Here is a 12,785-nt window from a genome sequence, read left to right on the forward strand (position 1 = left end):
TTCTCCAACCTCTTTATGCATTGTCATTTTCATAATTTTACTTTACACTATTAGATTAGCGAATTCTATTTTCATATAGAGGGAATTAACATGAAAATCATTTACATTACACAGCATTTTCCGCCTGAAATAGGCGCTGCGCCTGCTAGGGCATACGATTTAAGTTATTATTTAGGAAATTTAGGACATAACGTTACTATTATAACAGCCTTCCCTAATCATGAAACGAATTTTGGCATTTTTTAAAAAAGAAACAATGGATCATGTAAATGTTTACCGTATGTTTCGGATGAAAGATACGAAACAAAGCGCATTGCGGCGTTTAATGAATTATTTTTCTTTTACTTTTTCAAGCTTTATTGGAGGGATTTTTGTTCAAAAGCCTGACATCGTTTACGCTACTACGCCGCAGCTTTTTCAAACTTTTTCCGGATGGCTTTTAAGCAAATGGCACAGAGCCAAATTTGTTTTGGAGGTCCGCGATTTATGGGTGGATTTTGCTGAGATTCTTGGCCAATTCAAAAATAAAAAACTTTTAAACCTTGCACGGAAGTTGGAAAAATTTTTATATAAAAAGGCTGATCTCATTGTCGTTGTGACCAATGGATATAAAGACAGATTAGTATCCGAAGGAATTCCGGAAGAAAAAATTATTGTCATTCCTAACGGCGTCAATCCTGCTTTGCTTAATGACACTTATGCTAATTATAAAGATATAAAAACAGAGTACAATCTTCAAAACAAACGAGTGATATTATATTCAGGGAATATCGGCTCGGCCCAAGGACTGGAAACCGTTATTCAGGCGGCAATCAAGCTTAAAGACAATTCTGATTATATATTTTTATTCATCGGTGAAGGGGTCGAAAAAAAACGGTTAAAAGAGTTAGCTGAACAAAATCAGTTATCAAACGTTCGATTTATCGATCAAATTCCGAAAGATGAGCTTATTTCCTATTACAAAGCAGCAGATATCGGTATTGTTAGTTTAAAAAAGCATCCTCTTTTCTCTATTACGATCCCATCGAAAATGTTCGATTACCTTTCCATGTCCATTCCTGTTTTAATCGGCGTTGATGGAGAGGCGAGACAAATTATTGAAAAATTAAATGGCGGTTACTTCTTTGAACCTGAAAATGCAGACGACTTTATCCGCGCTCTATTCAACGCCTTTGAAAATGAGGCGGAATTAAAACGAATGCGGAAAAATTTGAAGGAACGGCTGCTAGCACATTACAATCGAGAAATGTTCGCAAAAAAACTATCAGATCATATTGAATTACTTCATAAAAAGAAAGAAAGAGGGAATGCTTAAAATTCCCTCTTTCTTAATATGGTTGGAAAGATTGTGGTCTTTCTTCTCTTTTGCCAAAATGATATAAAATGGCCTCTACTATGCGCTTAGAAGCATTTCCATCTCCATATGGGTTCGACGCTTTCGCCATTCGTTCATACTCCTCTTTATTTGTAAGCAGCTCTTTGGCCATTTTGTAGATGGTCTCTTCGTCCGTCCCCGCTAATTTCAATGTACCCGCTTCAATACCTTCAGGTCTTTCTGTCGTATCTCTTAACACAAGAACAGGTTTCCCTAATGAAGGCGCCTCTTCTTGTACTCCGCCGGAATCGGTTAAAATAATGTGCGAACGGGCAGCGAAATTATGGAAATCAAATACATCAAGCGGTTCAATAAGATGAATCCGATCGTCGTCTCCCAAAATTTCATTCGCTACCTCACGAACAGCAGGATTTAAATGAACCGGATACACAACTTGTACATCATTATGCTCTTGAACAATTCTTTTAATAGCTCTAAACATGTTGCGCATTGGTTCACCCAGATTTTCCCTCCGGTGGGCAGTTAGCAAAATCATCCGATCCGAACCGATTTTATCGAGAATATCGTTTTGATAAGAATCTTTAATAGTTGTTTTTAAAGCATCGATCGCTGTATTTCCAGTAACAAAAATGGAATCTTCGTTTTTATTTTCTTGAAGAAGGTTTTGTTTTGACTTTGTCGTCGGTGCAAAATGCAAATCCGCAATGATACCTGTTATTTGTCGGTTTATTTCCTCTGGGAATGGAGAATATTTATTCCATGTTCTCAGCCCAGCCTCTACATGTCCGACAGCAATTTGATTATAAAAAGCCGCAAGACTGGCAACAAATGTTGTTGTCGTATCTCCATGTACCAACACAATATCAGGCTTGACATCTTTCATAATTTGATCAAGCCCCTCAAGTGCTCTCACCGTAACGCCTGTCAATGTTTGTCGATCCTTCATAATATTGAGGTCATGATCAGGCTTAATTTCAAACAGTTCAAGAACTTGGTCCAGCATTTGCCGATGCTGAGCTGTTACCGTCACAATCGATTCTATTTCGTCCGAATATTTTTTTAGCCCCAACACTAACGGAGCCATTTTAATCGCCTCAGGTCTTGTACCAAATATGGTCATTACCCTAATCTTTCGATCCATTCTGACGTCTCCTTTTTCGTTAATATGCACCAATTACTAAATTATCATAACCACAATCATTGTACAAACGAATTTCATATTTTTCACCAAATTGCTAGAAACTGTCCAATAAGTTCCTAAAATGAAACAAATGGAGAAAACTTGCTGCTTTTCTCCACTTGTTTTGTATACTTTCGATTTTTGTTTAAAGCAGCTTGGCGGATGACTGTTACTTCACTATGTTGTGAACCAATTCCGCAATTCTAAACTCGATGTGTACCTTGGTGAGTTCCCGCAAAAGTTCTTCGGAACGACCGATTGTCCTTAATGCAACCGCATTACGAACTAATGATACTTGGACCCTGTCACGATCTATTCTCCCCTTCTCCTTCTGCTATAAAAAAATTGTAGCACATACCTTGACCGTGGTCTGTGCTACTAATCTTAATAAGTTTTTTGCTTAATATTTTTTCATAGTTAAGATAAAAACAAGCGGTTCAAAAAGTTAGGGATCGCTTCAAAGAACGTTTCAATTCCTCATAGTTAAGATAAAAACAGTTGTTACTAAACTCGATAGATTCGCGCGATCAGGTTTCAATTCCTCATAGTTAAGATAAAAACCCCAAAAAATGTTGTTAGATCAGCATTCCGATTTAAATGGTTGATTGGTTAATTTCATTTTAGCCAATGAGTAAAAATTTATCAATCCTTTGATTTGCGCGGGCTCAATGGAGATTTAAAAGAGTCGTCGATCCCCTGGGATTTTTGCACGATTGGAGGTCGACGACAAATTTTATTATTTTTAAAACAGACGTATTCAGTTTGCGGCTCGATAACTCCATCCTTTATAAATATATGTTTTTCTAGAATGCTTTTACTGCTGCTTCTGTTTTTGTGCTGAATATCCATCGGCTTTTTCCATCCCTTTTTGAACCATTTTCACATTGATCCTTTTAAGACCCAAATATCTAGGATATTTGAAAAGATTGTTTAATTTTGCGATTGTCTTCGAACCAGCTAAAAAATACACCGTCAATCTCAATTTTTTGCGTTTTTTTCAATATAACTATATCTAAGAAGTGGAAAACCTTGAAGTGTTTTTTAAAAAAGAATGTCCCTAATTACTTTTAGGACACCCTCATTGTTTGTTATCGAGTATTTCTATTTTTATATGCTTCGTCAGCTAGCATAATGCCAATGGACTGATTTTTCTTCCAAATGGATGGGAAGTAAGATATCGGAACAGGACGATTGCCAACATATGGCGCGACCTCAGGAGTAAAGGCCGGGTTTTTTCTGTGTTGATATAAACCAGTCCGTAAAACCTCCCCCGCTAGGATTATTGCTCGGTGGAACGAGACGATAACCTGTTTTTGATGCTATCATACTCGCTATTTTTCTATCTCTTACTTCATGCTGTTTTGGTGTATTAAAGTGCCAATATATTATCTCGCCAGAAGAATGATAAGAAACCGCCGTTTTAAAATTTCTGCTTAGCGTAAAGTTAACCATTGCCTTTGCTTCCGGTTCATTTAATGGTCTAGGCCCTTTGTAATTTTGAGGGGATGGTCTTCCTGTATTCCCAGCAATTCTATACCAATCTGCTGGGTATTGCCGGTTTAAATCCACTCCCCGAATGTTTGCTTTCCATGCTGCAAAATTCGTGCTGCCACCGTTTAGTTTTAATACATAGGCAGGATTTTTAGCGCTTCTGTGCCCTTTTTGTACTAATGTCACCCCATCCGGATTTACCATCGGTACAAACCAAATGGAGGCATTATTTAAAATGCTTCTTACAGGATAGCCATCAACACGTAAATTTTTTGAATATGCGTAAGCATATACATCGATCATTTCCATCAGCAAGTTTGTCGTGATATATTCTCGCGCATGATGGGAACCGTTTATCATAATTTCCGTTTTGCCTTTTCCAAGCTTCACTGCATATATGTTTCGTCCATCAACCGATTGACCGATAATTCTCTTACTAATGAGATTAGGATAAGCTTTCTCTAATTCGCTAATATCATGGACCATCTCTTCATATGTGTAAACTTGATTCGGGTTTACAAGATTTCCAGGTTTCGCCTGTTTTTTTAACGAAACTTTTACATCACTCTTATGGACGTAGCCAACCCGATTAGCAATATGGATTTTTACCCAGTTGCCATATACCCCTTCAATCGGATATTCAATATTTTTTAACAATGTTACAATAGGTACAAGTGTTTTATTTGAATTATCATAAACCACAGCATCTCGTAAAATTGTTATTTTACCATTGTTTTTTAAAGAACTTATTTGAAAGTTTGGGTGGGATAACGGAACAGTTGAAAATTTATAAACATATCCCTTTGATAAACCAAATTGAATTTCATGCCAATTGCCCTTTCCCCCAGTTCTCAAATAGGACTGACCTTTTCGTAATGAACCGACTTTCACTAGCTTCCCACTTTTTTTAATAAATACATTCAAACTATCACTTGTAACTTTAAAATACTTAGTGTTTGAAGGAAACAAAACCTTAGCATTGCTTTTATGAATAAAGCCGATTCTTCCGACATAATCAATCATCCACCAATTGCCTGCATCTTTAATTACTGGATATTCAATCCCTTTTTGTATAACCCCCAATTTTTCCAATTTTCCAGATGAATTGTCGTATACATTAGCATCTTTAGTGATTTTAATAGAATAAGAGTCAAATTTAAGGGCTTTGTTTTCATTTTTTATTGATGGAGAGCTTATACCAACTGTCGAATCATTATGAATATATCCTTGAATTTTTCCAAATTTTACGATATGCCAATTGCCTTTTGCACTAATTCTCGGATATATTTGTCCTTTTTGCAATGAACCGACTTTTGTTAGTGACTTTCCTTTTATGTATAAAGGAACATTATCATCTGTTACTTTAAAATATTTCACATTGGATGAAAATAAAAGCTCTGTTCCATCTTTGTGGATATAGCCAATTCTCCCTAAAAAATCGACCATCCACCAATCTCCTACATCACGAATGACTGGATATTCAATGCCTTTTTGAATAATCCCAAACCTTACTAGTTTTCCAGATGAATTATCATAGACAACAGCATTATTTGTAATCTTAATCGTAAACAAACTGTTTGTAAATTTTTTATTTTCATTTTTCAGGTTTGCAATAGATAATAGAGTAGATGACTTTTGGTCAACATATCCTTGAGTTTTACCGAATTTGATGACATGTATACCGTCCTTTTCACCAACTCTCGGATAAATTTCTCCTTTTTTCAAAATTGCAACCTTTATGAGCTTTCCATTTTTGTCTATATATACAGGTACATTCTCTTCTGACACTTTGAAATAGTTAGCATCAACAGCACTCATCATTTTCATTTTATTTTTTTGTTGTTCATCATTTTCTGCGTTGTAATCGGTATTCTTTATATTTTTACTTTCTTCGTTGCTTCGATTTTCAATTCCAGCGTTTTCTTCCAGATTATCAATTGATTCAGAGTTTTTTTGTATTTTATTTTCTACCTTTTGTTCCTCATTTAATTCCGAACCCATTTCATTTTCCGGTTGTGGATTCTCTTCAAAAGTGATTATTCCTTCACGATTGCCAATAATTATTTTTAACTGGTTTTCATTCTCTTCTATGAATGGAATGTTCTGATTAGGTTCTATGTATGCAATTATTTTGTTCGATGTTGGATCAGAAACTTTCACACGTTCTTTAAAACTTTTAAAATCTACTATACTGCTATTTTCGCCATTCACATTATAGTAATTTAATTGGCTTTCACTCAGTTCAAATTGATCTTGCGGCAGTTCCATTTCTTTTCCGAGCCAATCAAATACATAATTTCCGTTTTCAGTTTTTTTCACAAAAATTTCAGCATCTTTGGAAATAGTGCCTAAAATTTGATTTGTATCATCTGTGATCACAAAATCTTTTTTTAACGAAACGAGAGAAACAGCATCAGTTTTATTAGCATAAACATCGTTTAAAACTGGCTGAAAAAATAAAGAAAATATCATGATAAAGGCTAAAAATATAGAAAAATACCTTTTTGTCACAACATCTCCTCCTGAATAAAAATTGTGCCGCTTAAAAGATCATATCATTATGTTGTATCGGTATAAATAAAAAATTTTTTATCACTCAAAAAAATAATGCCCAAAACAATTGGGCAATTCATTCAACTATATATGTTTACATACTGCTTGCACAACTCTTTCCAATGGCGCTCCCGCTCTACCCATTTTCTGCTTTTTATGCCAATATGCAGATCTGCCTGAGCTTTTTTCATACATTCGTATAATGATTCAACATTCTCCGCTTCAAAGATTAATCCGGTCTCACCTTCGATCACCATTTCCTTTAAAGCAGGAATGTCGCTGACAAGCACAAGTTTTCCCATCGCCATTACTTCGTAAGGTTTTAAAGGAGTAACAAGCCGACATACTTTCGCATTAATACGCGGAAACGGAAACACATCAATAACAGAATAATATTTTTTTACTTCCTCGTGCGGCACTCTACCTACAAACGTAACGTGTTCGGCTATATCGAGTTGTTGAGCAAGTTCTTTCAATTCAGCGACTGCAGGTCCATCTCCTACTAAAAGGAAATGAAAATCTTCTCCATCCTGCTTTAATCGTTTAAGAGCCTTTAACGCAAAATCCAGTCCTTCGTATTTTGTCACAGAGCCGATGAACCCGTAAACAATTTTTCCATGCAAATCATACAAGTTCATGAGCTCCTCATCTCGCTCTTCAGGAGTAAAAACATCTGCGTCAACACCATTTGGAACGATGAAAATTTTATTTTTCTCAACTCCTAAAGAGATCAATTGTTGAGCTAAGCTTTCACTTATTGTTACAACTTTATCTGCTAATTGGCAGCAATAGATTTCATATTCTTCATGCATCCGGTAACGTTCGGAATGTTCAAATCCTTTTACTTTGCTCGCTGTCGTATCGTGCCAAAAGCCCCTTACTTCATAAACAGTAGGAATGCCGAGCTTTTTAGCTGCTTGAATAGCCGGCAAAGCATTTTGAAAATTTGACGCTGCATGTACAATTCTCGGTTTTATTTCCATCAATAAATTTGCAAACTGCTCAGCATAATGTTCGAAATACATTGTCAGCGGAACAACGTTTAAACGAATATCTTGCTGCGTGTACAGCCGATAATGTTCAATTCCATCAATGTTCTCTATTTTCGTTTTCTTCCGATTTAGGGGCCAGCCGAGTTTTGTCACGACGACCGGTTTGAGCCCAAGCTTCTTTTGATGAACGACAATTTCTCTGCTTCGAATGGTATATCCATTAACCTCAGGCATAGATTTATTTAATACGTGGACAATTTTGTCGCCTAATGCGATCTGCGGCAAATCTTTTTTCCACGTCCACTTTTCCTTCATCCGTTCTTTTTCATCTTTTGCGATCTCATAATCGTTCTTGAGTATTCGTCGAATGAAATAAGGAAGCTCTTCAAAATATTTCACACGTTCTGAAATGTTTCCCAATCGATGATGAACCCCAATCAATGTTCTTAATACAAACAGACTTCTCGGCCGCAATTGATACGCTTTATTTAGAAGCAACAATGCTTCAGCATAATACTCATGTTCATAAGCATATTTCGCCAAATAAAAAAGCATCTTCGTTTTATGATGGCTGCTATAGCCGTCGATTTCTTTAAGCAGTTCTTCTTGTTGGCGATGTTCAAGAAGCCACCTTTTTTTCACACAGTCAAATTCGAAATCGCCTGCAATAAAATGATTCATTGTTTCTAAATGCTCTTTTGCAATTGGCAATTTTCTGTTTGAATGAAACAGCTTGCGGACGAAAGTCTTTAACATTTTAATCGATAAATCGTGATCTATAGTCCTGCACCAATTCATGAAAACAGAAAAATCATCAAGTGTAACAGAATCGGTCATCATTTGTTCATATAAAGAAATAAGCTGATTGTTTTCTTTTAATGCGTTTAACAGCTCCCTGCTCAATAAATGGATATATTTTGATTCCACCGCATTTCTTAAAGAATAAAGCTCTTGTTCTGAAAGGACAGCATTTTGCAAACTTTCGATGAGCATATTTCTTAACAGTTGGGAGCGTTCACCTCTGTTGTATGCTGTCATGCACTGATGAAAAACTGTTTGGTACTTTTTTTGATCCTTCGCTTTTATCGCTTCTTTTAGAGGTAGTAAAATTTCTTCTGAATAAGGGATCGATACCCCTTTTTCCCATAACCATCGCAATACAGTTTCATACTCGTCTCCGTCTTTTTGTTGAAGCAATGCGATGACTGCCTGTGTTTGTTCCAATTCCGGAAGGTTTTCAATGGTTTGAATGGCCGTATGAATATCATAGGAGACGTGTTGGAATTCGTCTTCCCATTTCTTTCTTATATCATAAATTTCAACTATGTGCTGATAAACTTCCTCTACATTTTTATTCTGACCCCATTGTAAAAACAGTTCACATAGCTGTTTGGCTATTTCAATTTTTTCCTTGCTGTATGAGTATTTTATAAACGATAATTGCATCTCAATCGGCAAAAAATGGCGGTGTTCTGTATTTTCCAAAAGCAGCAGAAATGGTTTAGTCCTTCTTTCCAAATAGAGCAATTTCCCTTTTAATTTCACTATTTCTTCGCTTTGATCAGAAAGCTGGAAAATTTCTTTTAAAGCTTTTGAAAAAAGGGAAAGAGATTCCCAAATAAGAGCTTTTATATAGCGTTTTTCTGTATCTTTCAATTGGTTTGTCCGTTGAATCATGTTCATGTATATAAGTTGTTTATTAAATTTTTTTGCCAGTGGAATAAAATCAATTGCCGTTTGCAGAGAGTCCCCTTTTTCTAAATACAGGCGGAAAAGGCGATTTTGCACTGGCTGAGATTTTATAAATAAAGAAAAGAAAACGCCCATTTTTAAGATCCATTGTTTCATTGGTTTCATAACCTCCAGCATATAGAAGAAGAGGCTGCTCAAAGACATTTTTTCAGGAAGATTGAACTCCCCGACATGAGCCAGCCTCTTCATACATTAAAGTTTTGAACCAATTTTTAAATAATGAAGCCCAGCTTGTTCTACTTTTTCTTGATCAAGCAGGTTCCGTGTGTCATAAACAATCGGAGATTTCATCACTTTCTTGATTGCCGCAAAATCCAAATCTTTATAAGCAGAATGATCTGTTAAAATTACCAATAAATCAGCATCTTTTGCCGCTTCCTCGACCGTATCCACTTTTCCTTCTACATCTGCTTTCACGTGCGGATCATGAATGCTGAGCTTGAATCCTGCTTTTTTCAGTTCCTCAATAATCTCTAAAGAAGGACTTTCCCGCATATCATCAATATTGCCTTTAAATGCCAACCCTAATACAGCAATCTTCGGCTCTTCGATTTCCTTTACAATATTTTGAATGGTTTTCACGACAGTTTTTGGTGTATTGGAATTAATGCTGCGTGCCAGTGTAATAAGCTTAGACTGCTCAGGTGCTTTTTCAATAATGAAATACGGATCAACTGCAATACAATGTCCGCCAACACCAGGTCCCGGTTTATGAATGTTTACGCGCGGATGATAGTTTGCAAGCTCAATTGCTTCCCATACATCAAAATTCAATTTTTCAGCAATTCTAGCAAGTTCATTAGCAAAGGCAATGTTTATATCGCGATAAGTATTTTCCATTAATTTAACCATTTCCGCAGTAGTAGCATCTGTCTTATGAATTGTTCCTTTGACAAAGCGTTTATAAAGCTGTATAGTCAATTCACTTGATTTTTCATTAATACCGCCGACAATGCGATCATTTGATACAAGCTCTTCAAACAATTTGCCTGGAAGAACTCTTTCAGGTGAATGTGAAATATATAATTCTTCTCCAATAACCAAGCCTGATTTTTCTAAAATTGGAATCATCACGTTTTCAACTGTTTTTGGCGGTACAGTAGATTCAAGAATGACAAGATTCCCTTTTTCAATATACGGAAGAATCATCTCGGTTGCACTGCGGACATAATCAACATTAGCAGAACCGTCCGGATTAACCGGCGTAGGAACTGCGATTATGAATGCGTCAGCTTTTTCCGGTTTCGTGCTGACTGTAAATTGTCCAGCATCAATAACTTCAGCTAGCATTTCAGGCAATCCGGGTTCTTCAATATGAAGTTCTTTATTATTCAACATATTAACAACTTTTTCATTCACATCAACGCCGTGCACCTGCACACCATGTTTTGCAAACATTACTGCAGTTGGCAGACCGATATAACCTAGACCCATTACACACAATCTCATGAAATGTACACTCCTTTTGCACTAATAAACACCATTATATTATACCAAAAATAAAAATACACAACTATTTTTCAAAGTCTTCGATACATTTCGACAAGTTTCATTTTTTCCTTTTGCCATGAATACTTTTCTCGTTTTTGTAAACAGTTGTTTTTATAGAAATCGTAGTTTTCATAAATTTGTAACACGGCTTTAGCAATTTGTTCAGGAGTTTCTTCCGTACAAATGCCTGTTTGTTCATTTTTGACTATATAGCTTTTTCCAGGATGATCGGAAGCTATAGCAGGAATGCCTGCTAACAAGTATTCGAATATTTTGTTAGGTGTAGAAAAATAATTGTTTCGGCTTATGTTTTTATACATAACAAGTCCTGCATCAGCCTGTTTTGTATAACATAAAATATCGCTAGCAGGTACTTGTTCATGAAAAAACACCCTGTTTGCCAAACCGTTTTCCAAAACAGCCTTTTCTAGATCACTCTTGATCCGGCCATTTCCAACAAGCACTAATTTAAAATGCTCAGGCAGCAGCTCCATTGCCTTTAAAATCTCTTCCAATCCTCTGTGAGGATCAATGCCGCCTTGAAAAATTAGCAGGAAATCATTTTCTTTTAATCGGTATTTTTTTCGAAAATAGTCATCTTCTATAGCGCACGTATCTTCTTCCTTATAAATCGGTACGTTTTGAATAACCGTTACTTCCGGCAATTGACCATAATGTTTCTTAAATTCTTCGGCAACATACGGATTAACAACAATTAGTTGATCTACATCCCGCAGCAATTTTCTTTCAAGCCGATAACCGTACCAACGGTCAAGCTTGTTCCTGCCTGACATTTCATTAAACAGTTCATGAGAATCATAGACAACGTACGCTTGAAATTCTTTTGCCAGTTTTATTCCAGTTTTTAATGTATTCAAGTCATGGCAATGTATAACATCCCATTGTTGCTGCTGTTCTTTCATCCAGCTTCTGCATTTTAGGTAAAATTCATGATAAGAATATAAATCTTTTATCAATTTAATGACCGGACTTCGAATGATGCGGCTTAACGCCTTCTGTTTAACACTTAATTTTTTGCTTTCTTTCGGTTCATTGAGCAATTGCTGTTTATACTTTTTCGAACATATGCTCATTCTCTCAATTTTAATGTTTTTATGAAGAAACGGGGGCTCTGTGTTAAATTCCTTCAAACAAAGAATGAAAACTTCTTCACCTTGTTCTGCCAAACCGATGGCTTCCCGTTGAACTCTTGCATCAAAATGGATATCTTTGTAAAGAAGCATCACAATCCGCTTCATTTTTTCGCTCTTCCATTCATAAATGCATTGTATTTTGGAACAACTTCAGCAGTTAATCCGACGGCTTTTTGCTCCCCTAGGTGAATCCAGACAACTCTGTCACAAATTTTGTTGACCAAACTGGCCGAGTGAGTAACAATAATCACTGTTTTGTCTTGTTTAATTTTTTCAAGGATGGCTTTTTCACTTTTTTCTCTAAATGCTTGATCGCCAACGCCGAGAACTTCGTCAATTAATAAAATATCCGGGTCCAGCGAGATCGCAATGGAGAATGCCAGCCTTGACCGCATACCCGACGAATATGTTCTGACAGGCTCGTATACAAAATCACCTAGTTCCGAGAACTCAATAATATCATTTAGCTTGGCATCTACTTCTTCTTTTTTATGACCAAGAAGGAGACTGTTTAAATAAATATTTTCGATACCTGATAATTCACCGTCAAACCCTGCTCCGAGCGACAATAAAACAGGACGTTTTCCACGAACAATATATTCGCCTTTATCAGGGAGAATGAGGCCGCTCAAAATTTTTAGAAGAGTGCTTTTCCCTGAACCATTTCGTCCGATAACCCCTAATACCTCTCCTTTTTTTACATCAAAATTTAAGTTTTTTAAAGCCCAAAATTCCTTTTTTTCTTTTCGTTTTTTAAACAAGTCGGAAATTCTGCTTTTTTTTCCTAACGGGTAGGAAACCCATAAATTTTTTAATTCAATAATCGATGTACTCAA

General features: G+C 36.1%; 8 protein-coding genes. 2 read left to right on the forward strand and 6 right to left on the reverse strand.

Annotation, left to right across the window (positions count from 1 at the left end):
• Positions 1–90 precede the first annotated feature (90 nt).
• Entirely contained in the window at positions 91–246 is a 156-nt protein-coding gene (locus ACVIJU_RS18220) for a hypothetical protein (protein WP_456687859.1), read from the forward strand.
• Positions 221–1,315: a glycosyltransferase family 4 protein gene (locus ACVIJU_RS18225; protein ID WP_456687860.1), complete on the forward strand. Its 1,095-nt coding sequence runs from the start codon at positions 221–223 to the stop codon at positions 1,313–1,315. Before ACVIJU_RS18220 ends, ACVIJU_RS18225 begins: the two co-directional genes overlap by 26 nt.
• Positions 1,316–1,328: 13 nt before the next feature.
• Here ACVIJU_RS18225 and wecB read toward each other — a convergent pair whose 3' ends face one another.
• The 6 genes from wecB to ACVIJU_RS18255 form a co-directional block, all read right to left on the reverse strand.
• Positions 1,329–2,477, reverse strand: coding sequence for a non-hydrolyzing UDP-N-acetylglucosamine 2-epimerase (wecB, locus tag ACVIJU_RS18230; protein WP_456687861.1), 1,149 nt, complete (start codon positions 2,475–2,477; stop codon positions 1,329–1,331).
• A gap of 1,251 nt (positions 2,478–3,728) precedes the next feature.
• The gene (locus tag ACVIJU_RS18235; protein WP_456687862.1) at positions 3,729–6,518 is read right to left on the reverse strand and encodes a M14 family zinc carboxypeptidase; all 2,790 of its coding nucleotides are present in this window, start codon (positions 6,516–6,518) and stop codon (positions 3,729–3,731) included.
• 122 nt (positions 6,519–6,640) lie between these two features.
• Positions 6,641–9,400 (reverse strand): glycosyltransferase family 4 protein, encoded by a 2,760-nt coding sequence (locus tag ACVIJU_RS18240; protein WP_456687863.1) that lies wholly within the window; start codon positions 9,398–9,400, stop codon positions 6,641–6,643.
• A 96-nt stretch (positions 9,401–9,496) separates the two neighbouring features.
• Positions 9,497–10,753 carry a nucleotide sugar dehydrogenase gene (locus ACVIJU_RS18245; RefSeq protein ID WP_456687864.1) on the reverse strand — a complete coding sequence of 419 codons (1,257 nt, stop codon included), beginning with the start codon at positions 10,751–10,753 and terminating at the stop codon, positions 9,497–9,499.
• A gap of 71 nt (positions 10,754–10,824) precedes the next feature.
• Positions 10,825–12,054: a glycosyltransferase gene (locus ACVIJU_RS18250; RefSeq protein ID WP_456687865.1), complete on the reverse strand. Its 1,230-nt coding sequence runs from the start codon at positions 12,052–12,054 to the stop codon at positions 10,825–10,827.
• Positions 12,051–12,785, reverse strand: a complete 735-nt coding sequence (locus ACVIJU_RS18255; RefSeq protein ID WP_063386314.1) for an ABC transporter ATP-binding protein — start codon at positions 12,783–12,785, stop codon at positions 12,051–12,053. Before ACVIJU_RS18255 ends, ACVIJU_RS18250 begins: the two co-directional genes overlap by 4 nt.

The organism is Aeribacillus sp. SP014 (assembly GCF_054055575.1).

Excerpts from the sequence above, each read along its gene's own strand:
- ACVIJU_RS18220 (WP_456687859.1), top strand. The coding sequence starts at position 91 with ATGAAAATCATTTACATTACACAGCATTTTCCGCCTGAAATAGGCGCT.
- ACVIJU_RS18225 (WP_456687860.1), top strand. The coding sequence starts at position 221 with ATGAAACGAATTTTGGCATTTTTTAAAAAAGAAACAATGGATCATGTA.
- wecB (WP_456687861.1), bottom strand. The coding sequence starts at position 2,477 with ATGGATCGAAAGATTAGGGTAATGACCATATTTGGTACAAGACCTGAG.
- ACVIJU_RS18240 (WP_456687863.1), bottom strand. The coding sequence starts at position 9,400 with ATGAAACAATGGATCTTAAAAATGGGCGTTTTCTTTTCTTTATTTATA.
- ACVIJU_RS18245 (WP_456687864.1), bottom strand. The coding sequence starts at position 10,753 with ATGAGATTGTGTGTAATGGGTCTAGGTTATATCGGTCTGCCAACTGCA.
- ACVIJU_RS18250 (WP_456687865.1), bottom strand. The coding sequence starts at position 12,054 with ATGAAGCGGATTGTGATGCTTCTTTACAAAGATATCCATTTTGATGCA.